We start from the raw sequence: 22,941 nt of genomic DNA, 5'->3' as shown, positions 1-22,941 counted from the left end.
TGCCGCAGAAGCGGCTGCAGCCGCGACCCGACTCCAGCCGCACGCAGGACAGCAGCATCGCCCAGGGCGCCCAGCCTTGGGCATCATCCGCACGTTGCGTGGATCGCCAGCGATCCACGGCCGCATCACCCTCGAAGGAACATCGCGTGAAGCGTTTGCTCAAACTCGCATGCGTGGCGCTGGTGGGCGCCATCCTGCTGTTCTACCTGCTGGCGGAGCACGCCGGCCCCTGGATCATGCCGCGGTTCATCACGATCCGTGTCGTGGCGGGACCCGATCGGCCACTCTCGGGCGCTAGGATCCGCGTCCAGCAGGACGTGTGGTCGATTCCGTGTCTGAGCTACATGGGGATCTCCGGCGCGAGTTGCGCGTCGGGCAAATGGACGGTCTTCCATGGCCGCCTGGATCGCAACGGCGAAGCGCGGGTGTTGGTCTTTAAGGCAGCCGGGCTGCGGGCGGATTCGTATATCGCCTGCATCAATGGGAACCAGTACGAGGGCTACTTCGCCTACACAGAGTGGCCAGAGCAACAGGACGTGCAGCGTCTCACCCTGGACTACAAGCGCCTGGAGCAACAACGAACAGGTTGCATGAACGGCTATGGAGAAGAACGGCTGGCGGCGCCGGCCTGGTGGGATGCCGCCTTGAAGGAAGACGCGGAGGCGGAGGCGGAGGCGGAGGCGGAGGAGGACGATTCGTCGCAATCGACGTCTCAACAACCTCCGGATAGCTCACCGACATCGGACGGACCGTAGGAACCAGGCTGCAGGAGCGGCTTCAGCCGCGACCTGCCATGTCACCAGGTGGCGATGCAGCCTATGCCCAACGGTTTGCAGCGCACTACTACCATGCAGATGGATCCCGGTCGATCGCGATGCTGCCGATGACGGAAGGGTCTGCGCGTCGGGATTGAAGTCCCTCCCACACGGTCGCTTGCGTACACTTCGCATACGACACAGCGGCCCTGGGCGAGCGGCCGCTGTGTCGTATCAGGATGCGATTCGATCGAGTGCCAGGTGGCAACTCGACCGAGTGCCATTCAACGCAACGAACGTCGAATCAGACCCGCGGATCAGGCGGGTTGCCGCGGCCCGGGCGATCGTAGCGATCCGAATCGAAGGCCTCGCGTACGGCCGCCTTGGCCTGTGCCCAGCTCAGCCGCGAGCGATCCTTGGCGCGCTCCCAGCCGCTTTCCAGGTCCGTGTCCAGGCGGTCGTCCCAGACCCGGTCGCGGTAGCGGCTGCGCGCCTGCACGCCGTAGCGGTAGGCCGGGCGGTAGTCGTCGTAGCTGCTGTCGGTCTCGCGGTAGTCCACGGTGTCGAAGCGATCGGCGTAGTAGCGGTCGCTGTCCTCGTAGGTGCGGTAAGTGGCGTCGGCACGCTCCCAGGAATCGCGCGCGGCCAGCCGCGCCTCGTCCCACTCCAGGCGCGAGTCGCCGCGGCGCGTGCCCCAGTCGTGAGACAGTTCGCGCTCGTGTTCGTCCCAGGTGCGCGAGGGATACTGCTCGCGCGCCTGCAGGCCGAGCCCATAGGCCGCGGCGTAGTCGCGGTCGTAGTCGTAATCGGCCTTGGCGTAGTCGCGGTTGCGGTATTCCTCGCGCCAATAGGCGTCCTCGCCGGTGGGATCGATGCGCTCGGCCACGCCCTTGCCCGCGGCTGCGCCGGCGACCACGCCCACCGCCGCGCCGATCAAGGTGCCGAGCGGCCCGAACACGGTGCCGGCCAGCGCGCCCGCGGCCACGCCGCCAGCGGTGCCGCCGATGCCGACCCCGACCGGATGCGAACCCGGGGTGCCGGAAATCGGATCGCGATTGAGATCGCGGGCTTTGTCGTTGTTGTCCATGGGTATGCTCCGTGGCGAAGGAAGGAAGCACCGGCTGCAGGCCCGTTCGGCGGCGGCGGGTGTCGGCGCACAGTCGCAAGCGCGCGGTGAATCCGCCGTGGCACGGCGGTGAACCCGTGATGAGGGAGAGAGTGCGGCTTCGTCACCTGGACACAACGCCTACTGCGTCGCCCACCATGCAGCGCAGGCATGCAACCGGCCAAGACAGTGCTGCATCAAGCACGTCGGCGTATTCGGTACGACCACGCACTCCGCGTCGCTGACGCATGCACAGTCACGACATGGCTGACACAGTCAGATTGGGCGCCCACGGCGTATCCGCCTGCGCGATCGCGCTCCCGCACGGCGCCAAGGCATCGCCGGGTGGCACTGCTGCCTCAGCCGCGCCGCCAGACCAGGCAGCGGTTGTTGGCCGGCATCGCCACGTCTTCCTGCAGCGCCAGTCCCTGCGCCTGCGCCAGCGCGTCCACCGCCTCGGCATCGCGGATGCCGCTGGCCGGGTCGCGCGCCTTCAGCCACGCATCGAAGTCGCGATTGCTGTCGCTGGTGAAGGCGCCGCCGTAGTTGAAGGGGCCGTAGACCACCAGCATGCCGTCGGCGCTGTTTGCCAGCAGTTGGCCGACGCCGGCGAAGAACGCCTGCACAGCGTCCCAGCCCATGATGTGCAAGGTGTTGGAAGTGAACACCGCATCGTAGCCGGTGCGCGGCCACGGCCCCTCGCGCACGTCCAGGGCCAGCGCCGGCGGCGTGTTCGACAGCGCCGCCACCTCCAGCCACTGCGCGATGCCGGGCAGGTGCTCGGCGCGCTCGCTGCATTGCCAGGTCAGCTGCGGCAGCGCCGCGGCGAAATGCACCGCGTGCTGGCCGGTGCCGCTACCGATCTCCAGCACCTGGCGACGATCGGCGAACTGCCGCTGCAGCACCTGCAGGATCGGATCGCGGTTGCGGTCGCAGGACGGGGCGTAGGGTCGATCGCTCATCGTGGCGTGCACCTGTATGTGCCATTGCGCGCCACGACGGCACGCACCAGTGCGAATGGCAGCGGCTGACAGCTCATCCGCGCGAGCGCACGAAGATGCGCTTGCCGCCGCCCTCGTTGCCGCGCTCCTCCAGTTCGAAGTGCGACGACAGCCGGCGCAGCAGGTCGCTGAGCTTCTTGTGCCCGTACAGGCGCGGATCGAAATCCGGCCGCACCTTGTTCAGATAGCTGCCGACGCTGCCCAGCCCGGCCCAGCCCTGGTCGTCGGAGGCTTCCTCGATGGCCTGGCGCAGCAGGGTCAGCGGCGCCTGCTTGGTCTCGGTGGCGGCGGGCACGGGCTCGGGCTTGGCCGGCGTCGCGTGGCGGCTTCTTGCGGCCCTTGGCCGCCGGCTTGGCAGCCGCAGCGGCGGGCTTGGCCGGCTCCGCCGAGCTGGCCTCGCTGCGCAGCACTTCGGTGTAGATGAACTTGTCGCAGGCCTGCACGAACGCATCCGGGGTCTTGCGCTCGCCGAAGCCGTACACGGTCGGTCCTTCCTCGCGCAGGCGTTGCGCCAGGCGGGTGAAGTCGCTGTCGCTGGAGACCAGGCAGAAGCCGTCGAAGCGGCCGGTGTAGAGCAGGTCCATCGCGTCGATGATCAGCGAGCTGTCGGTGGCGTTCTTGCCGCTGGTGTAGGCGAACTGCTGCACCGGGCTGATCGAGTGCTTCAGCAGCGCCTGCTTCCACTGAGTCATGCGCGTGCTGGTGAAATCGCCATAGATGCGCTTGACGCTGGCCAGGCCGTACTTGGCGACTTCGGCGAGCAGGCCTTCGATCACCGACGGCTGCGCGTTGTCGGCATCGATCAGCACCGCCAGCCGTGGCTGGTCGTCGTCGCTGTCGGGACGGTGGCGGGTTTTCATGGCGTGCACCTGCGGCAAGGAAAGATCGGGAGAAGCGTGGCGGCGGTCACCACTGTGCCAGCGCGCGCTGCCCACAGCCAGCGCAACGCGGCGACCGCCATGGCTCATCGCCCGGCCGGCAACGCCTCGTAGGCCTGGCGTACCGCGGCCTCGCCGTAGCGGCGCTCCAGCCGGCGCACGATGAAGTGGCCGCGCGCCATCGCCTGGAAGTGCGAGATGAACACCGTGTTGAGCAGCGCGCCGCTGGCCGCGCCGACCAGCGGCACCGCCTGCGCCGCCAGCTTCTCGCTGACCGTGACCGAGAACTTGGCGGCGATGCGCGACAGCAGCGACACCAGCACCGGCGCGCCCTTGCTGCCCAGGCCGTGCGCGGCGATGTACTGCGCCGCGGCGCTGAGCTGCTGCGCCATCGCCGCGCGCACCGCGAAGTAGCCCGATTCGCTGCCGTCGTCGCGGTGGCTGCGGCCGCCGTGCGCCAGCACCTCCAGGCAGGCCAGCGCGGTGGTCGGGTCGTCCAGGCGCTCGCCCTCGGCGCGGGCGATGTCGGCGATCGAACGCAGCATCAGGGTCGTGGTCAGCGGCAGTTCCACCACCAGCCCGGGCAGGCCGAAGAAGCCGCCGGCCGCACCGGTCGCCGCCACCGCGGCGCCATGCAGGCGCGGCCGTGCGCGTTCCGGCGCCTGCCCACGCAGGGTCAGCAGCGCCGAACGCAACGCCACCCGCAGCGCACGCTGGCTGACCGCATCGATGCGCGAGGACAGCAGTTTCGGCAGGCGCTTGTTGATCAGCGCCTCGATCGGCGCGCCCACCGCATTGGCGATCTTCGCCGCCAGGCCGGGGTGTTCCAGCAGGGCGCGCGCCTGGGCCAGGTCGCGGTGGTCGGCGGCATCCATCACGGGGACGGGCAATAGCGAGGTCATGGCTGAAGCTCGTGGCGAGGGAGGCGACAGCATGCACCGGGCCGCCCCGGCATGGTGTCGAGGGACGATGACCGGTGCGGGACGTTAAGGAATCGCGCGGCCGGAACGCGTGATCGGGATTGAGGCAGGCCCCTGCCGCACACCGCGCCTGCGTCTGGCCCACGCGGCGCCGGGCGCGGCCAGACAGGACGGCCGGTCCACCGCCAGGCCAAGCGTGGCGCCCTGGCCCCGGCGACATCGCGCCGGTCCACCGAACTGGCCATGGCCCAAGGTGGCAGGATCGGCGCTGCAGAGGCAGCCGTCATAGCGGCGGTTGCATGCCCCGCGACGCACGCTGTAAACCCGCTTCTCGTATCGCAGGCAACAACTGGCCGGCCAGACCAGCTACCCCTGCACGCACTGAGCCAGGTAGTCGCGCAGGCGCTCCTGCAGATGGGGCACGGCCTGGGGATGGGCGAGAAATTCGGCCACGGGCATCAGCAGCCACCCCCGGCCTTCATCGCCGAAGCGGATGCTGGCGATCTCGACACAACTCAGGCGGCCAACGAACAACCAGCTCGGCAGGGACCCGGGCTGCAGGGACGGATAGCAGCGGCCCCAGGTCAGCCTGTCTTCCTCCAGCACTAGGCCGAACTCCTCCTGCAGTTCGCGCAGAGCGCAGCGCTCAGGGCTCTCGTCGTCCTCGCGGCCGCCGCCAGGCAGGTCCCAGAGTCCCGGCCAGGGAATCTCCGGCTTCACATCGCGCTGGTACACCAGCAGCGCGTCGTCGCACAGCAGCGCCAGCTTGGCGCCGTTGAACGGTTGCATGGCGTCCTCCGCGGTAGGTAAAGGGCCAGTCTGGACGCGATGCACGCCTCGATGTGCGCCAGGCCACTTCGCGCGCGTCTCAACATATCCCACACGCCTAGATCCGCTCCAGCGCGCGCTGGCGGGTGCGCGGCCCGAACCGGCCCACCACCGCGGCGGCGATCAGCAGGCTGGCGGCGATGCAGGCGAGCACGCCGCGGTGGCCGGTGCGCTCCAGCAACACGCCGATCAGCAGGCTGCTGGCGGCCGTGGACAGGCGGCTGAAGGAGTAGCAGAAGCCGACCGCGCGGGCGCGCAGCGCGGTGGGAAACAGTTCGGCCTGGTAGCCGTGATAGGCGAAGCTCATCCAGGCATTGCAGAAGGTGACCGCCGCGCCGCAGGCGATCAGCAGCAGCGGCTGGCTCTGCCAGGCGAACAGCAGGCCGAACAGCATCGCGCCCAGCGCCGACACCACCACCTGCCACTTGTTCTCCCAGCGCTGCGCAACGCCGATCAGCAGCAGCGGCGCCAGTGGATACGCCAACGAGATGGCGAAGGCGTAGCCCAGGCCGTGCACGCTGTCGGCGCCCTGCCGCGCCAGCAGCGCCGGCAACCAGTTGCCGAAACCGAAGAAGCCGATCGCCTGGAAGATGTGGAAGCTCACCAGCATCGCCATGCGGCGCCGGTACGGGGGCTGCCACAGCGCGGACAGTTGCGGCGTCGGCGCGGCCGGCGCCGAGGCCGGCTCGGGTGCGGGCAAGGGCCGCCCCAGGTCGGCGGTACAGCGCGCTTCCAGCCGCTGCAGCACCGCGTCGGCCTCGGCGTGGCGGCCCTGCGTGGCCAGCCAGCGTGGCGACTCCGGCAAACGGCTGCGCAGCCACCACACCGCCAGCGCGAAGCCACCGCTGAGCAGCGCCACCCAGCGCCAGCCGCTCAGGCCCAGCGGCGCGTGCGGCACCAGCGCCCAGGCGCTCAACGCCACCGCCGGCACCGCCAGGAACTGCAGGCAGAACGCCAGCGCGAACGCAGCGCCGCGCATCTGCCGCGGCACCATTTCCGACAGATAGGTATCGATGGTGACCAGTTCCACGCCCAGGCCGATGCCGACCACGCCGCGCCACAGGATCACCCCCAGCGCGCGGTGCTGCAGGCCCATCGCCACCGTGGCCACGCAGTACCAGAGCAGCGCGAAGGAGAACACCGCGCGGCGCCCGAAACGATCGACCAGCGGGCTGAGCAGGCTTGCGCCGAGGAACAGGCCCAGGAACGTCGCCGAGGCGAACGCGGCCTGGTCGGCGATGCCGAACACGCCGGCCGCGCCCTCGGCGAAGATGCCGTCGCGCAGCAGGCCGGGGCTGAGGTAGGCGGTCTGGAACAGGTCGTACAGTTCGAAGAAGCCGCCCAGCGCCAGCAGCGCGACCAGGCGCCACAGGCTGCGGGTCGGCGGCAGGCGCTCCAGGCGCGCCGCCACCAGGGCGACGGGATCGGAAGCGGCAACGGCGGCATCGCGCATGCGGGCAGGTCCTGGGGGAGGGATCGCGCCGCCGCATGCTGCCCGATCCGCCGCCGCGCGCGCCACCGCGTCGGGTCGAAACTGCCGACCGCGCCGCATCGGCGTTCAGCCGGATGTCGGCTTCGGCGCGGCCGGCCGCTGCGGGCGCCGATGGCGCGTCAGCGCAGGAACAGGATGTCCAGATCGCGCTCGGGCACGAAGTCGCGCTGGCGAAACTCGAAAGTGAGCGCATCGGTGCGCTGCAGTTCGCCGTCGAAGCACAGGCTGAGCAGGTCGCCGGGCGCGCGCTTCTTCAGGGTCAAGTGGAAGTCCTGGATCGGCCCCTTCCAGTTGGCGCCGGTGCGCAGCACGTAGCGCAGGTTGCTCCACTGCAGGCCGTTGGCGCCGGCGCGGCGACGCAGGCGCTGTTGGGTGGCGGCGTCCAGGCAGGTGGACTTGGCGTACTCGCCGATCAGGTCGCTGGCCGGCATCGGCACGCCGGTGGCGACGCTGGGCACGTAGCTGTGGCGGATCGCCACCGTACCGCCGGCGGGAAAGCGCTGCTGCCAGACGAAGTACTCGCTGAGGGTGAAGCGCGGCTGCCCGTCGGCGTCGAACCAGCGCGCGGGCAACGGCGTGCGCCCGGCCGGGACGGTGCCGCCCTCGACATACTCGGCCAGGTCGTCCGGCGTCCAGCCGCTGGCCGCCCAGGCGCGCGAGATGTCGCTGCCGTCCAGCTTCGCCACCAGCTTGCGCTCGGTGCGCACCGGCTTGCCGTCCACCCACAGCCTGAAGTCGGTGAGCGCGCTGTGGTCGGCCATGCCGAAGTACATCGGCGGCATCGGGAAGGCGATCGGCACCAGCAGCTCGCGCGTGCTGGTGTTGGTGAACACGTAGTCCACCTGCACCCGCTCCTCGCTGATGAACAGGTCTTCCTTGCTCATGCGGATGTCCGGCTGGCGGATCAGTTCGATGGAGCCATTGGCGTCGCCGATGCTGCTGTCGTTGGCGAAGGCGGCAGCGGCCGCGAACAGCAAGGACGACAACAGCAGGGGCAGCAGGCGGCGCGGCGAGACGTTGGCGGTCATGGAGTCGGCGGTCGGCGAAGGAAGGCGCCGCGGCCGCAGCACGGCAGCGGCGAACGGGCGGGCGCCATGGTAACCGCGGCGGCATGGCCTGCCGCATCGCGCCCTGCCGCTGCGTTTGCTACGGTAGCCGGCGCCGCCACGGGGGGAAGGCCATCGCCATGTTCAGAGCATTCGCAACGCTGGCGCTGCTGGCGTCCGCCGGGCTGGCCGCGGCGCAGGCGCCAGGCCAGCGCAGCTACGCCAATCCGATCGACCTGGATTACCGCTACAACTTCGAGCAACTCAACGAAGGCATTTCCTATCGCACCGGCGCCGATCCGGTGTTCGTGCGCTTCGGCGACGCCTACTATCTGTTCCAGACGCTGGCCGACGGCTACTGGCGCTCCAGCAACCTGCTCGACTGGCAGTTCGTCACGCCCAGCCGCTGGCCGTTCGAGAGCATCGTCGCGCCAGCGGTGGTGGCCGACGGCGACCGCCTGGTGATCATGCAGTCGGCCTTCGAACCGCGCCCGCTGCTGCAGACCCGCGACCCGGCCAGCGGCAAGCTCGACTTCCTGACCCGGCTACTGCCCAAGCTGCCGCGCGCCCAGCCGATCGGCACCGAGATGAAGGGCCGCCCGCTCAGCGACGTGCCGCCCGGCCCCTGGGACCCGGACCTGTTCATCGACGACGACGGCCAGTGGTACCTGTACTGGGGCTCGTCGGACCGCTATCCGCTGTATGGCATCGCCATGGATCGCAACGCGCAGGGGTTCGCCTTCCGCGGCGTGCCGACGCCGCTGCTCGCGCTGGACCCGGCGCAGCACGGCTGGGAGCGCTTCGGCCCCGACCACCGCGGTGCCCGCTTCCCCGACGGCAGCCCGATCGGCAGCTACCTGGAAGGCGCGTGGATGACCAAGACCGGTGGCCGCTACTACCTGCAGTACGGCGCGCCCGGCAGCGAGTACAACGCCTACGCCAACGGCGTGTACGTCGGCGAGCACCCGCTCGGCCCGTTCGTCTATGCGGCGTACAACCCGGTGGCCTACAAGCCCGGCGGCTTCATGCAGGGCGCCGGCCACGGCTCCACCTTCCAGGACGCGCACGGCAACTGGTGGAACAGCGGCACCGCCTGGATTGGCGCCAACTGGACCTTCGAACGGCGCATCGTGCTGTTCCCCGCCGCGTTCGCCGCCGACGGACAGATGCGCGTGTCCACCCGCTTCGGCGATTTCCCGCACTGGATGCCGGACGGCCCGGTGGCCGACCCGGAGGCGCTGTTCACCGGCTGGATGCTGCTGTCCTACCGCAAGCCGGCCACCGCCTCGTCCACCTTGGACGGCTTCGCCGCCGACCGCGCCACCGACGAGGACCCGCGCAGCTACTGGGTGGCCGCACGCAACACGCCCGGCGAGACCCTCACCGTCGACCTGGGCGGGGAACGCAGCGTGCGCGCGGTGCAGGTCAACTTCGCCGACTACCGTGCCGGCCGCTACGGCGATGCGCCGGACATCTACACCGCGTTCCGGCTGCAGCACTCGCGCGACGGCCGCCACTGGCTGCCGCTGGCCGAGGTCGGCGACGGCGCCGACCGCCGCGACCGGCCCAACGCCTACCTGCAATTGCCCGCGCCGGTGCGCACCCGCTACATCCGCTACGTGCACGGCCACGTCGGCGCCGCCCACCTGGCGATCAGCGACCTGCGCGTGTTCGGCAACGCCGACGGCGCCCCGCCGCCGGCGCCGACCGGCGTTGTCGCGCAGCGCGATGCCGACCGCCGCAATGCCCGCGTGCACTGGCAGGCGGTGCCCGGCGCCGTCGGCTACAACGTGCGCTGGGGCCTGCGCGCCGACCGCCTCAACCTGACCTACCAGGTGTTCGCCGACCATGGCACCGACCTGGAGATCCGGGCGCTGAACCGCGACCAGGACTACGTGTTCGCCGTCGAAGCCTTCGACGAGCGCGGTGTCTCCCCGCTGAGCGCCCGCATCGCCGTGCCATGAAGCCATCACCGCCTTCCCGTATGCTTGGCCCCACCTCGACCGCGCGCCGGCGATGCGGCGCGCGGCAGGATCGGTTGCCGATCGAAGGAGAAGGACGATGCACCAGCACCAGGGAACCCAGCGCCAGCGCCGGCTGCGCGCCTGGCTGATCGCCGCGATGGTCGCCGGCGTGTGCGGCAGTGCCGCCGCGCAGCAGACCGACCCGCGCGATGCGCAACTGCAGCAACAGCAGCGCCTGCTGCAGCAGCAGGCCCAACAGATCCAGCAGATGCAGCAGCAACTGCAGCAGATGCCGCCGGCCGGCGCCGAAGCCGCTGCACCTAGCGATGGTCTGTCCGCCGCCTACCACGACTGCCGCAAGCAGGCCCAGGGCCTGGACGAGAACCGGCGCTGCATCCAGCGCGAACAGCGCGTGCAGCAGGAGCGCCTGGACCGCGCCTACGACAAGCTGCGCTACCGCATCAGCGGTACCGACCGTTCCCGCCTGATGGACGCGCAGTACACCTGGCAGCAGTCCAACGACCAGGCCGCACAGCTCGACCGTGCGTTCGGCGCACGCGGCCAGGAGGCGGGCCTGCAAAGCGCCGAAGCCACCCTGCGCCGGATCAGCTCCCGCGCCGACGAACTGGAAGGCTATACGCGCGGCGGGCGTTGAGGGTGCGGTCGCGTCAACCCTCCACCACACCCTGCGATCCGTCGAAGACGCCCGTGTACGCCTACGACATCGAACCCGGAGATTGGCACGACGGCGCGCCCGCTCCCGACAGCGACGGCTGGTGCTTCGGCCTGCCGCCGGGCATCGCCGCGGCGCAATGGCCGCTGGATCCGTGGAGCGGCTATCCGATGCAGCACGGCTTCACCCTGCGGCTGCCACCGGACTACCGCGTGCACGGCCCGGACATCGTCGCGGTGTCGTTCTTCGCCACCGCGCCGGACCATAACGACGGCGGCCCGGCCGGAACAGTGGACGGGATGCACGCCGCGATCACCACGCCTGCGCAGGCGCTGGCCGACCCGGCGCTGCAACCGTTCCGCGAACGCGCGCTGCAGGCCCACCCGCGGCTGCGGCGCATGCAGGACCTGCTGGACTGCGCCTATGCGCTGATCCTGCTGCGGCAGGAAGAGGTGGATGGCGCGCCATGCCGGCCGCCGCCGCTGGTGGACAGCCCGTTGCTGCAGCAGACGCCGCCGCCGGAATGGTTGCAGGTCGGAAGCGCGACAGTATGCGAAGCGTGGGACGCGCGTAGCGTGCCGCTGCCGCAGGCGCCGGACCGTTTCGCCCTGCATCGTCCGCTGCGGCTGCGCCGGCGCGAGCACGATCCCAATGCCGGGGTACCGCCGCGCGAGACGTTCGGCGACGCGCCCGATCCCGGCGGCTATCAGCCGTTCTACTACTGGCAGGACGGCGTGGTCAGCCGCGAGCACTACCGCGAACACGACTGGGCCGCCGGCCACGCCATCAACCACCTCGGCGGCACCATGCGCCCGATACAGGGCATCCCGGACTTCAGCCCGTACTACATCGAGTTCGACGAGGCCTTCGGCGGCTACAACTTCGGCGGCGGCGTCGCGCAACTGGACATCCAGGACCTGCGATTGGACTGGGCCTGCGGTTGAGGTCGCCGAGGTGGGCGACGCTTGTGCGGCGGCGCGCTCACTGCCCCGCTGCGCAGCCCCCGCCCTGTTCCGCGCACACCTTCATGGCGCGTTGCAGTTCGGCCTCGCTCAGCTGTGGAGGTGGCCGCGCGACGGCAGCCTGGACCTGGTCGGGGCCGCCGGTCAGCGCGTGCAGGCCCTTGGCCGCCTTGCCGGCCAGGTAGTAGACACCGAGCGCGATGTAGCCGCCGCTCTGGCTGACCTGCTCCACCGAGGGCGGCGGACGCCAGTCCTTGTCGAAGCGGTTGGGTGGCGGCGACACCGGATTCTTGAAGCGGTACAGGTCCAGCGGCTCGCCCTCGTCCGGCGGCAGCGCGCGCACTTCGCCCAGGGTCTGGATGTCGGGCTGCGCGGCGGCATCGGATGTGGACGGCGTTGCGACCGAGGGCGGCGGCGCAGCGGCCGGTGCGGCCGGTGCGGCCTGTTGTGCCTGCACATTCGCGCAGGTCGCCAGCAAGGCGATTGCCAGCATCGTGCGCAGGCGCCGGCCGGTCGGTTCCGCTGTGTGCATGCTGTCCATGACGCCCGAGCTTACGGACGCGGCACGGCCATCTCTAGCGCATCGGCGCCACCGTTCACGTCGCCGACAGCGGGCGCAGGCACAGCCAGATCGCGCACCAGTGCGCCAGTGCGCCTCCCAGCACGTGCGCATGCCAGATCGCGCGGTTGTAGAGCATCGACTTGCGCACGTAGAACGCCACGCCCACCGTGTAGATCGCCCCGCCGGCAGCGATCAGCCACAGCACCGGCGTGTCCAGCCCGGCCACGATCGGCTTGACCGCCGCCATCCCCGCCCAGCCCAGCAGCAGGTAGATCGCCACCCAGAAGCCCTTGGCGATGCCCGGCAGGAACAGCTTGGCGAACACCCCGAACAGCGCCACGCCCCACACCGCCAGGGTCATCGACCAGACCCAGGCGCCGGACAGCGCCAGCACGAAGAACGGCGTGTAGGAGCCGGCGATCATCACGAAGATGCCGGCGTGGTCGAGCTTGCGCAGCACCGGCTGGCGCTGCGGCGGGGCGAAGTTGTACGCCGCCGAGCAGGCGAACATGGTCAGCAGCCCCAGCGCGTAGATGCTGGTGGCCACGATCAGCGCGTCGTTGGCATGGGCGCGCCAGACCAGCAGCGCGCCGCCGACCACGGCCAGCAGCAGGCCGGCGGCATGCACGAGCAGATCGGCGCGGCGCGCGGCGGCGGTGCGGTAGTGCGGGGCTGGCGAGGAAGTCGATGCGGACAAGGCGATCTTCGGCACTCCGGGAAGCGGTGCCTTGGTGCTGGGGGACGCACAGGATACGCGCGTAGCGGCTGATCCCTGCTTCGCCACGCGCAGCATCCTGCCAAGACCGCGCTGGCGATTACTTACCGAGCGGATAGCGCGTGTCCAGATCGTCGAGTGCGCGCTTGTTTCCTGCCGGCGAAGGATGGCTATCGGCACCTTCGCGCTCCAGTGCCTGCTCCCATTGCCGCACTTGATCCTTCAGCTTACGCGCATAGGTCTTGAGCTGGGACGGGGTGACGCCGCCCTGCTCCTGCCAAAAGGCGGCTTCGACCGACGTGCGGAACGTGCCATCCGCGTACACCCACAGAGCGCGACCGATGGTGCTGTCGTCGCCACTACGTTTGCCCAACGCCTGCGCGTCTGCGTCGACGCGGATAGTGCCGTGGATTTCGAACGCCAGCCGATGCGCATCGGCAAATGTCACCTTCAGATGCGCATGCAGGTTGCCGGAAGACGGCAGCGCCTTGGTGACATCCTTGATGTAGACGTTGGCGTCGACCGACGCCTTGTTGCTGAAGCCGTTATCCTGCAGAAATTCGGCGGTGACCATGGCATTCGCTCCTGAGTGTGTGAACGGGGTCCGTCATTGCACGACGGGTAGCGAAAGCCTCGCGCCTCGCGCGGAACGCGGCCATCGGCACAAGCCTGATCTGCGTAGTACGCGCTGCCGAGGGCGTGTCATCGGCGCAGACGGCCGCTGTGTCGGTACAGACGCGCAGGGCCGGCACGCATCGCCAATAGGCTGCCGCATGCAGTGCGAACAGCGATGCGTGCCGCATGCAATCGCCCAGCCTGAATCCGCTCAGCCTGCCCGTCTCGCCTCGGCGCGCCCGGTCTCATACCCTGAGACGCGATTTCGCTTCCCTGTTCCGCTTTGAGAGCCGTGCCGATGCCCGCCCACGCCCTAGCCCCGCGCACCGAGGACGCCGAGCGCGCCCTGTCCACCACCGACGGGATGCCCTCGCGCGATGGCGCCCTGCTCAGCGCGCGGCTGGAGCGCCGCTACCACGACCGCATCACCGGCAGCTTCACCATCCCCGGCCAGGCCGGCCGCTACGCGCCGATCCCGGACGACGTGCCGCCGGCGCTGGCCGCCGCATTGCGCGAACGCGGCATCGCGCAGCTGTACAGCCACCAGGCCGAGGCCTGGGACGCGGCGCAGCGCGGCGAGCACGTGGCCATCGTCACCCCCACCGCCTCGGGCAAGTCGCTGTGCTACACGCTGCCGGTGGTGGCCGCGGCGATGACCGCGCAGGCCAAGGCGCTGTACCTGTTCCCGACCAAGGCGCTGGCGCAGGACCAGGTGGCCGAGCTGCTGGACCTCAACCGTGCCGGCGACCTCGGGGTGAAGGCCTTCACCTTCGACGGCGACACCCCCGGCGATGCGCGCCAGGCGATCCGCCTGCACGGCGACATCGTGGTCAGCAACCCGGACATGCTGCACCAGGCGATCCTGCCGCATCACACCAAGTGGGCGCAGTTCTTCGAGAACCTGCGCTACGTGGTGATCGACGAGATCCACACCTACCGCGGCGTGTTCGGCAGCCACGTCGCCAACGTGCTGCGCCGGCTCAAACGCATCTGCGCGTTCTATGGCGTCACGCCGCAGTTCATCCTGTGCTCGGCCACCATCGGCAACCCGCGCGCGCACGCCGAGGCGCTGATCGAGCAGCGCGTGCACGCGATCACCGACTCCGGCGCGCCCAGCGGCGACAAGCACGTGCTGCTGTGGAACCCGCCGGTGGTCAACGCCGACCTGGGCCTGCGCGCCTCGGCGCGCTCGCAGAGCAACCGCATCGCGCGCATCGCGATCAAGTCCGGGCTCAAGACCCTGGTGTTCGCGCAGACGCGGTTGATGGTGGAGGTGCTGACCAAGTACCTGAAGGACATCTTCGACCACGACCCGCGCAAGCCGCCGCGCATCCGCGCCTACCGCGGCGGCTACCTGCCCAGCGAGCGCCGCGAGGCCGAGCGGGCGATGCGCGCCGGCAGCATCGACGGCATCGTCTCCACCTCGGCGCTGGAACTGGGCGTGGACATCGGCGCGCTGGACGTGGTGGTGCTCAACGGCTACCCCGGCAGCGTCGCCGCCACCTGGCAGCGCTTCGGCCGCGCCGGACGTCGCCAGCAGCCGGCGCTGGGCGTGTTGGTGGCCAGTTCGCAGCCGCTGGACCAGTACGTGGTGCGGCACCCGGACTTCTTCGCCGATGCCTCGCCGGAACACGCCCGCATCGCCCCGGACCAGCCGCTGATCCTGTTCGACCACATCCGCTGCGCCGCGTTCGAGCTGACCTTCGTCGCCGGCGAGGCGTTCGGCCCGGTGGACCCCGCGGTGTTCCTGGAAGCGCTGGCCGAGAGCGAGGTGGTGCACCAGGAAGGCGACCGCTGGGAGTGGATCGCCGACAGCTACCCGGCCAACGCGGTGAGCCTGCGCTCGGTGGCCGACGGCAACTTCGTGGTGGTGGACAAGACCGACGGCAAGCAGCAGATCATCGCCGAGGTGGACTATTCGGCCGCCGCGCTGACCCTGTACGAAGGCGCCATCCACATGGTGCAGAGTACGCCCTACCAGGTGGAAAAGCTCGACTGGGAAGGCCGCAAGGCCTACGTCACCCGCACCCACGTGGACTACTACACCGACAGCATCGACTTCACCAAGCTCAAGGTGCTGGACCGCTTCGACGGCGGCGCGGCCGGACGCGGCGACGCGCACCACGGCGAGGTGCACGTGGTGCGGCGCGTGGCCGGCTACAAGAAGATCCGCTACTACACCCACGAGAACATCGGCTACGGCCCGGTCAACCTGCCCGACCAGGAACTGCACACCACCGCGGTGTGGTGGCAGTTGCCGCAGGCCACCCTGCTCAAGGCGTTCGGCAGCAAGCAGGACGCGCTGGACGGTTTCCTGGGCGCGGCCTACGCGCTGCACGTGGTGGCCACGGTGGCGGTGATGGCCGACGCACGCGATCTGCAGCAGGCGGTGGGCGACGGTGACGGCGCCTGGTTCGCGGTGGCCGACGCCAAGGGCCGCGGCCAGTTGCGCGGTGGCGACAGCGGCGAGCCGGCCAGCGTCGAACTGCAGCAGTTCGTGCCCACCGTGTACCTGTACGACAACTTCCCCGGCGGCGTCGGCCTCAGCGAACCGTTGTGGCGGCGCCAGGCCGAACTGGTGCAGCGCGCGCGCGAACTGGTGCAGGGCTGCGACTGCGTGGCCGGCTGTCCGGCCTGCGTCGGCCCGGTGCTGGCCGCGCAGGAGGAAAGCGCGACCACGCCGCGGGCGCTGGCGTTGCGCGTGCTGCGCCTGTTGCTCGACGGCGAGGACGACGCGGCGCTGGACGCGCACGGCGCAACCACGATCGCCATCGATGCCGATGCCGATGCGCTGCCGGAGTGGAGCGCATGAGCATCAGCCTGGAGCGCCTGCGCGCGCTGCGCCGGCAGGCCGGCGACGCCAGCGCCGAGCGCGCGCCTGCGTCCTCCGGCAGCCGCACCACGGCCGACGCGGCTCCCGCGTCACGTGCAGGCACTGCAGCAGCAGCGACCCCGCACGCGCCACGACAGGCGCCGGCAGCGATGCGCGGCGACGACGCATCGCGCGCAACGGCAACGGCGGCCGCACGCACGCCCCCTGCTCCCGCACGCGGTGGCGGCACCGACACCGCCGTGGCGCCACCCATCGCCATCGCCCCGTTCGACCGCGGCGGCACCGATGTGTCCGCGCTGCGGCGCCTGCTCGGCCTGCGCGAGCGTGCGGTCGCGCCCACCGCGGCTGCATCCGCACGCAAACCGGCCGCGGCGCCGGACCGGCACCTGCCCGGGGTGGAGATCGCACCCGGGCTGCACCTGATCGAGGCGTTCCTGCCGCAGCCGATCCCCGCCGGCGCGCTGTCGCTGGCCTTCGCCCGCCGCGAGGATGCGGTGGAACCGACCGACCTGCTGTTCTTCGACACCGAAACCACCGGCCTGGCCGGCGGCACCGGCACCCGCGCCTTCATGATCGGCGCGGCCGACTGGAGCGTGCATCCGGCCGACGGCCCGGGCCTGCGCATCCGCCAGTTGCTGATGGCAACGATGGGCGCGGAGAAAGCGATGCTGGAAGCGTTCCGCGCCTGGCTGCGGCCGGGCACCGTGCTGTCCAGCTACAACGGCCGCTGCTACGACGCGCCGTTGTTGAAGACCCGCTATCGGCTGGCGCGCTGCGCCGATCCGCTGTCGGCGCTGGACCACGTGGATCTGCTGCATCCCACCCGCCGCCGCTACCGCGGCACCTGGGAGAACTGCAAGCTCGCCACCATCGAGCGGCAATTGCTGCGCGTGGTGCGCGAGGACGACCTGCCGGGCTCGGAAGCGCCAGCGGCGTGGCTGAGCTACCTGCGCGGCGGCAACGCGCGCAACCTGCGCCGCGTCGCCGCACACAACCACCAGGACGTGGTCACGCTGGCGCTGCTGCTGCAGCGCCTGGTCGCCGCCGAGGCCGAAGAACGCGCGCTGGCGGCGGCCGCGTCGGCGTAGGCGCTGCGCACGCCGCCGGCGACATCACTCCAGCCGCTGCGCATTGCCCGCGGCGATGGCGGCATCGAACAGGCGGTCGACCTCGCGATCGATCTGCGCGCTCAATTCGCCCTGACGCGCACCCAGTTCGCCCTGCTGACGGCCCAGCGCGGCCTGCTGTTCGCCGAGCGCGCGCATCTTCGCCGACAGCGCGTCCTGGCGCTGCGCCAGTTCGGTCTGGGCACGTGCTTGCGCCTTGGCGGCAATGCCGTTGGAGTCCATGCGGTCCGCCGCCAGCGCGATGCTCTCCCGGACCAGCTTGCCCTGTTCACGACCCAGCTCGCCCTGCTCTCGGCCCAGTGCTCCCTGGCGCTTGCCGAGCTCGCCCTGCTGCGCGCCCAGCTTGCCGATCGGCTCGAACAGGGCATCGAAGCGGGCCAGCAGCGCAGGATCGTGCACCACATAGCGCTTGCCGCCGCGGCGGAACCACAGGCCATCGCCCTGGGTCTCGCGCTTCATGCTGGCGAGTTCGTCGCTGCTGCCACTCATCGTCGAATGGTTGCCCTTGACCCGGACATACGACTGTTCGATTTGACCGTTGCGGGTTTTCTGCATCGACCGCGTGCTGATCCGCGAGCCGATGGCCGGCGGCGGCGCGGGGACCGCCGGGACCGCCGGGACCACCATTGCAGGCCGCGCAGGCGGCGCGGGCGGCGGCGGCGGCGGTACTGCGGGCACGTTGGCGGCGCGGGCGGCGGCACCGGCGTCCCCCATATCGACCGCATCGGCCGCCTCCGCGGCCGCCGCGTTCGCGGCTTCCATCTCAGGCTCCTGCGCCGCTGCGCTCGCGTCGGCTGCCTGCTTCGCTGCATCTGCAGCCGCCATGGCAGCCTGCGCCTCCGCCGCCGCAAGCGCCGCTTCGCGGGCCGCGTCATCGGCAGTGTATTCGCTCGGTGGCGCCGCGGCCTGCGCCGGGGAGGCGGGAGCCGGCTTGCCGGCGGCAGGCAGCGCATGGCCGGGCTGGGCCACCAGGCGCAGCGGCGCCACGCCGAGCACGGTCACCGCGGTCAGGATCAGGGCCGCGCCCAGGCGCGGAAAAGCGGACGTGGTCTGCAGCATCTGCAATCTCCGTTTCAAGCTCAGGAAGGTCGGCGAAGCGCTGGCCAGGCCGGCGCTGGGCCGCGGTGCCACACCCAGCTGCACCAGCAGCCGCGCGTAGTCGTGACGGCAATGACGATGGCCGGCGACCACGGCCGCATCGCAGGCCGCCTCGCGGGCCAGGGCGTACTCGCGGTTGGCCAGGTGCACCAGCGGATGGAAGAAGAACAGGTGCTGCGCCACCGCCGGCAGCAGCCCCCACCACAGGTCGCGGCGCTGCAGGTGCACCAGTTCGTGGGTCAGCGCCATGTCCAGATCGTCGGCGCGCAGGCTGTCCATGCGCCGCGCCGGCAGCAGCAGCACCGGCTGCCACGGCCCGATCAGTTGCGGCGAATCGGTGCGCTCACACAGCCGCAGCTGCGGCGGCTGGCGCAGGCCGTGGGCCTCGGCCGCCAGGCGCAGCGCACCGAGCAGGGCGGTGTCGGTGCACGGCGCCGCCGCGCGCGCACGCTGGCGGCTGCGACGGTAGGCCAGCACGCTGTGCGCGGCGCAGACCAGCACGCCGGCCAGCCACAGCGCCACCAGCGCCTGCGCCCACGGCCAGGCGGCCAGGGATGTCGTGGCCGGGGGTGCGGCGATCGCCGCGGTGGCAGCGGTGGCGTTGACGTTGATCTGCGCAGGCATCGCAGCGGACACGCGCGGCATCGCAGCGCCTGCCGGCGTCGCCGACACCGTGGCGACGGCCGCCGGTGCTACAACGACCGGCGCCGGCGCGGCCGGCAGCACCGGTAGCTGCACCGCCCCGGCCCACAGCAGGCCCAGCACGCTCTGCGCGGCGACCAGCCACCACAACCGGCAACGCGTCGCCGCCGGCAGGGTCGGCAGCCAGCGGCACAGCGCCCAGATCAGCGCGACCAGCACCAGCGTCTGCACACTGGTCGCCAGCAGGCGCGACAGCAGGCTCTCGAACACGTCCGTCCCCACCAGGCTGTGCATGGCTCAGTCCTCTCGCCGTTGCGATTGCAGTTTGGCCACCAGGGCCTCCAGTTCTGCCAGTTCCGTGTCGCTGACCTCGGCGCGCTGCGACATCCACGCCACGAACGGCGAGACCGAGCCCTGCAGGGTCTTCTCGACGAAGCTGCCGACCGCGCTGCGCACCACGTCGTCCTGGCCGCTGGTGGCGGCATAGCGGTACACGCCCTGCACCTGGCGGCGACGCAGATAGGCCTTGGCGCGCAGGCGCTCCATCATGGTCAGCACGGTCGAGCGCGCCAGCCCGCGCGCCTCGCCGAAGCCGGCGGCGACCTCGCCGACACTGGCATCGCCGTGTTCGGCGATGTACTGCAGCAGGGCCAGTTCCTGGTCCCCGATCGATTTGCGGCGCATCCGCCCACTCCGATGACTACACGTGTCGGCAAAGCTACCCGTGACGACAACTGTCGTCAATAGGTCGCAGGTCATGGGCGGCAGGCGTCTGCAAGCCTGGCGATGGCGCCGCTCCGCGAGGCCAGTCGCACCCGGCGCCTGCCGGTGGAATCGCATCGGTCCTGAGCATTCGGCCCCATGTCTCGCGCACGCGTACAGCAGCATGAGGTCGCCCCCCCCCCCCCGGCCACCGTGCATGCATTCGCCGTAGACGTCGGCGCTGATCCATCCTCGTTCGCGCAGCGGCACCAGCGCCCTATACCCATGTATCGCATCGCATACGCGCAGCAGGCAGCGCTGTACCAACGCGCAATGGTGCAAGCGCACATGCGATGCAAGAATTACCTGCATCGCTTCACGCCGCTGTATTCACCGCGGGAAGCGCGCTGCCGCAGCTGCGCCGTTCGCCTCCATCGATCCGGAGCGGGCCGCCGCACCTGCCGCGCGCCATCTTCCCTGTTCCGCGCCGCAGCGCCGGCGCACTGTCATCGCAAACGCACAGCCAGCCGGACGCCGCCGCGAACAGGCGGCCCTGCGCTGGGTGCGCGCGTGCGCCACCGCTTCCCACTCCACGCCGGATCCGACCATGCACGCGACCTCCTCCCATCTCCTCGCCACCGCCTTGCCGATCTCTGCACCGCATCGCCGCATGCGCGCGTGCACGCCGTCGTTGTTGTCCGCGACGCTGACCGCCTGCCTCGCAGCGTCCCCGGCGCACGCTGCGGACGCGGCCGCCGGCACCGATGCGGACACCACACCGACCACGTTGTCCGCGCTGGATGTGGTGGCCTCGCCGCATGCGGCGGCGGTGGCGCCTACGCAAGTGGTCGGCCCGAACCGCTATGTCATCAATGCCGGCGACATGGACGCCGACCTCGCCGGTAGCAACGGCCTGGCGCGGCTGAAGACCGTGCCCGGCGCCAGCTACACCGCCACCGACGGGCTGGGCCTGGACGTCTCCGCCACCAGCCTGTTCGTGCGCGGGTTCCGCATGAACGAAATGGGCATCAGCTTCGAAGGCGTGCCGTTGAACGACAGCGGCTTCCTGTCGTTGACCGGCACCAGCGTGGTCAACGTGGGCGTGCCGGACGCCATCGGCACCATCACGGTCAGCCCCGGCGCGGCACCGGTGAGCGTGTTCTCCAGCAGTGCCAACGGCGGCGCGCTGGAGTACCGCCTGGGCGAACCGAAGGACACGCCCGGCCTGCGCGTCAAGCAGGGCGTGGGCAGCGACGCGACCCGGGTCACCACGGTCTCCGCGCAGAGCGGGCAACTCGGCGACAACGGCCCGAAGCTGCAGGTCGACCTGCAACGGCTAGGCGCGGACAAATACCAGGGCGGCGGCACCCAGCGCTTCCTGCGCGGCGACCTGAAGGCGACCCAGGACGTGGCATGGGGCACGTTCACCGTGTTCCTGTCGGCCAGCCACGCCGCGATGTGGGGCTACAACAACCTGTCCTTCGACATGCTCGGCAAGCTGGGCTGGCGCGCCGACAGTCTCTATCCCGACTACGCCAGGGCCTACGCCATCGCCCTGCCGCAGAACGCCGCCGCCTCCTGCGGCGTCTACCGCTGCGGCACGCTGGCCGGGCTGCTGCCATACGACACCGGCCAGGTCACCGACGACCGCATCGCCTCGCTCGCGCATGATTTCCGCATCTCCGACGCGCTCAGCGGACATGTGCAGGTCTACAGCGCGCACAGCCGCACCCACGCCACGCTGAGCGATCCGACCACGCCCTCACCCAACGGCGCGCCGTTCTCCGAGCAGGTGCAGGCGCCGCACCTGCGGCGTACCGGCGGCCTGCTCAGCCTGACCTATGTGCATGGCCGGCACACGCTCAGCGCCGGTCTCTGGCAGGAGCACAGCAGCGCCGACGCGGCGACGTCCTGGTACACCGAACCGCTGCTGGGGCAGGGCCGGCCGCTGCGCACCACCGGGCCGTGGGATGTGTACGGCCCGGCGTTCAAGACCGACAACGTCTCGCAGTGGACCACCCGCGCGCGCCAGGTCTACCTGCACGACGACATCGCGCTGAGCGACACGCTGGTGCTGGGCCTGGGGGCAAAGGCGGTGGATTTCCGCACCAGCGGCGGCGGTGTCGGCGATGCGCCGGACCGGCCGGCGGCCGGCACGCTGCGCGCCAGGAGCGCGTTCCTGCCGCACCTGTCGCTGTTCTGGAGCCCGACCGCGCAGACCGACGGCTTCATCGACCTGGGCAGCGCGATGAACGGCTTCCGCGTCGCCCAGCGCGGCAACATCGGCTATACCGCCTCGGCCTGGACCGTGCCCGACCAGGCCAGCTTCGACCGCCTCGCCCGCCACCTGCAGCCGGAACAGGACTGGAACCTCACCCTCGGCGGCACCCATCGCTTCGACCGCGCCACCGTCACCGCGGACGTGTTCTACGGCGACATCCGCCATCGCCTGCTGTCGGCCGCGGTCGGCACCCAGTTCGCGCAGGTCAACACCGTGCAGGTGATGCCGAGGATGCACACCTTCGGCGCCGACCTGGGCGTGACCGTCGACCTCACCCCGCACCTGCAGTTCTACCAAGGCGTGGCGCTGGCGCGCTCGGTCTACGACCGCGACGTCATCGTCGACGGCAACGTCTATCCGATCCAGGGCAAGGCGCAGCCGGGCTATCCGCAACTGTCGCTGGTCAGCGACCTGTCGGCGCATGTGCGCCACTGGCGGCTCGGTGCCACCAGCACCGAGTACCTGCATCAGCCCTTCACCTACGAGAACGACCTGCGCGTACCGGCGTTCTGGCAGGTCAACACGTACACGGCGTACACGCTGGGGCCCGACAGCCCGCTACCCGGCCTGGAACTGCGCCTTGACGTCAGCAACCTGCTCGACCGCCACAACATCGGTACCGCCAACATCGCCGGCTCGGCGTTCGCCGGCGACTACCAGACGCTGCAGCGCAGCGCACCGCGGCAACTGCTGTTCAGCACCTCGCTGGCGTTCTGAGTGGGAGGCGCGCATGCATGGGGCA

General features: G+C 70.6%; 17 protein-coding genes and 3 pseudogenes. 7 read left to right on the top strand and 13 right to left on the bottom strand.

What is annotated here, in order from left to right; all coding sequences use genetic code 11:
- The first annotated feature begins 146 nt into the window (after positions 1-146).
- Complete coding sequence (locus tag SLW56_RS17475) at positions 147-755, top strand: hypothetical protein (RefSeq protein ID WP_320695236.1); 609 nt, start codon at positions 147-149, stop codon at positions 753-755.
- A 304-nt stretch (positions 756-1,059) separates the two neighbouring features.
- Here SLW56_RS17475 and SLW56_RS17470 read toward each other — a convergent pair whose 3' ends face one another.
- The 8 genes and pseudogenes from SLW56_RS17470 to SLW56_RS17435 form a co-directional block, all read right to left on the bottom strand.
- The gene (locus tag SLW56_RS17470; RefSeq protein ID WP_010340940.1) at positions 1,060-1,842 is read right to left on the bottom strand and encodes a hypothetical protein; all 783 of its coding nucleotides are present in this window, start codon (positions 1,840-1,842) and stop codon (positions 1,060-1,062) included.
- Between the two features lie 377 nt (positions 1,843-2,219).
- Entirely contained in the window at positions 2,220-2,822 is a 603-nt protein-coding gene (locus SLW56_RS17465) for a class I SAM-dependent methyltransferase (protein ID WP_267117672.1), read from the bottom strand.
- 73 nt (positions 2,823-2,895) lie between these two features.
- Positions 2,896-3,156 (bottom strand): OST-HTH/LOTUS domain-containing protein, encoded by a 261-nt coding sequence (locus SLW56_RS17460; RefSeq protein ID WP_320695235.1) that lies wholly within the window; start codon positions 3,154-3,156, stop codon positions 2,896-2,898.
- Between the two features lie 178 nt (positions 3,157-3,334).
- Positions 3,335-3,721, bottom strand: a pseudogene (locus SLW56_RS17455) (NYN domain-containing protein); the annotation flags it as partial.
- Positions 3,722-3,825: 104 nt separating this feature from the next.
- Positions 3,826-4,641: an EcsC family protein gene (locus tag SLW56_RS17450; RefSeq protein ID WP_198527688.1), complete on the bottom strand. Its 816-nt coding sequence runs from the start codon at positions 4,639-4,641 to the stop codon at positions 3,826-3,828.
- A 384-nt stretch (positions 4,642-5,025) separates the two neighbouring features.
- Positions 5,026-5,448, bottom strand: coding sequence for an NUDIX hydrolase (locus SLW56_RS17445; protein ID WP_043094046.1), 423 nt, complete (start codon positions 5,446-5,448; stop codon positions 5,026-5,028).
- Between the two features lie 97 nt (positions 5,449-5,545).
- A complete protein-coding gene (locus tag SLW56_RS17440; RefSeq protein ID WP_295910776.1) occupies positions 5,546-6,940 on the bottom strand; it encodes an MFS transporter in 1,395 nt (464 codons plus the stop codon).
- 158 nt (positions 6,941-7,098) lie between these two features.
- The gene (locus SLW56_RS17435) at positions 7,099-8,007 is read right to left on the bottom strand and encodes a DUF4424 domain-containing protein (RefSeq protein WP_267085359.1); all 909 of its coding nucleotides are present in this window, start codon (positions 8,005-8,007) and stop codon (positions 7,099-7,101) included.
- A 158-nt stretch (positions 8,008-8,165) separates the two neighbouring features.
- Here SLW56_RS17435 and SLW56_RS17430 point away from each other — a divergent pair, with 158 nt between their 5' ends.
- From SLW56_RS17430 to SLW56_RS17420, 3 genes are all read left to right on the top strand, one after another.
- Positions 8,166-9,989, top strand: a complete 1,824-nt coding sequence (locus SLW56_RS17430; RefSeq protein ID WP_267085360.1) for a family 43 glycosylhydrolase — start codon at positions 8,166-8,168, stop codon at positions 9,987-9,989.
- Between the two features lie 97 nt (positions 9,990-10,086).
- Positions 10,087-10,644, top strand: a complete 558-nt coding sequence (locus SLW56_RS17425; protein ID WP_267117179.1) for a lysozyme inhibitor LprI family protein — start codon at positions 10,087-10,089, stop codon at positions 10,642-10,644.
- Positions 10,645-10,697: 53 nt separating this feature from the next.
- On the top strand, positions 10,698-11,606 hold the full coding sequence (locus SLW56_RS17420) for a hypothetical protein (RefSeq protein ID WP_295842152.1): 909 nt from the start codon (positions 10,698-10,700) through the stop codon (positions 11,604-11,606).
- Between the two features lie 37 nt (positions 11,607-11,643).
- On the opposite strand, the gene SLW56_RS17415 is transcribed toward SLW56_RS17420, so the two are convergent.
- The 3 genes from SLW56_RS17415 to SLW56_RS17405 form a co-directional block, all read right to left on the bottom strand.
- Positions 11,644-12,156 (bottom strand): hypothetical protein, encoded by a 513-nt coding sequence (locus SLW56_RS17415; RefSeq protein WP_295965852.1) that lies wholly within the window; start codon positions 12,154-12,156, stop codon positions 11,644-11,646.
- 64 nt (positions 12,157-12,220) lie between these two features.
- On the bottom strand, positions 12,221-12,883 hold the full coding sequence (locus SLW56_RS17410) for a hemolysin III family protein (protein WP_153751676.1): 663 nt from the start codon (positions 12,881-12,883) through the stop codon (positions 12,221-12,223).
- 118 nt (positions 12,884-13,001) lie between these two features.
- Positions 13,002-13,475 carry a hypothetical protein gene (locus tag SLW56_RS17405; protein ID WP_017911660.1) on the bottom strand — a complete coding sequence of 158 codons (474 nt, stop codon included), beginning with the start codon at positions 13,473-13,475 and terminating at the stop codon, positions 13,002-13,004.
- A 339-nt stretch (positions 13,476-13,814) separates the two neighbouring features.
- Here SLW56_RS17405 and SLW56_RS17400 point away from each other — a divergent pair, with 339 nt between their 5' ends.
- Together SLW56_RS17400 and SLW56_RS17395 are read left to right on the top strand one after the other, a co-directional pair.
- The gene (locus SLW56_RS17400; RefSeq protein WP_267082523.1) at positions 13,815-16,328 is read left to right on the top strand and encodes a DEAD/DEAH box helicase; all 2,514 of its coding nucleotides are present in this window, start codon (positions 13,815-13,817) and stop codon (positions 16,326-16,328) included.
- Between the two features lie 302 nt (positions 16,329-16,630).
- Positions 16,631-17,437, top strand: a pseudogene (locus SLW56_RS17395) (ribonuclease H-like domain-containing protein); the annotation flags it as partial.
- Positions 17,438-18,328: 891 nt separating this feature from the next.
- Here the strand turns inward: SLW56_RS17395 and SLW56_RS17390 are convergent.
- Together SLW56_RS17390 and SLW56_RS17385 are read right to left on the bottom strand one after the other, a co-directional pair.
- Positions 18,329-19,510 (bottom strand): annotated as a pseudogene (locus SLW56_RS17390) (M56 family metallopeptidase); the annotation flags it as partial.
- A 3-nt stretch (positions 19,511-19,513) separates the two neighbouring features.
- Positions 19,514-19,900 carry a BlaI/MecI/CopY family transcriptional regulator gene (locus SLW56_RS17385; protein ID WP_017909741.1) on the bottom strand — a complete coding sequence of 129 codons (387 nt, stop codon included), beginning with the start codon at positions 19,898-19,900 and terminating at the stop codon, positions 19,514-19,516.
- Between the two features lie 688 nt (positions 19,901-20,588).
- Here SLW56_RS17385 and SLW56_RS17380 point away from each other — a divergent pair.
- Complete coding sequence (locus SLW56_RS17380; protein ID WP_320695242.1) at positions 20,589-22,916, top strand: TonB-dependent receptor; 2,328 nt, start codon at positions 20,589-20,591, stop codon at positions 22,914-22,916.
- The last annotated feature ends 25 nt before the right edge of the window (positions 22,917-22,941 follow it).

The sequence above is a fragment of the Xanthomonas sp. LF07-6 genome, from assembly GCF_034105445.1.
Taxonomy (GTDB): domain Bacteria; phylum Pseudomonadota; class Gammaproteobacteria; order Xanthomonadales; family Xanthomonadaceae; genus Xanthomonas_A; species Xanthomonas_A sontii.
This window is presented reverse-complemented; position numbering and strand designations above follow the sequence as displayed.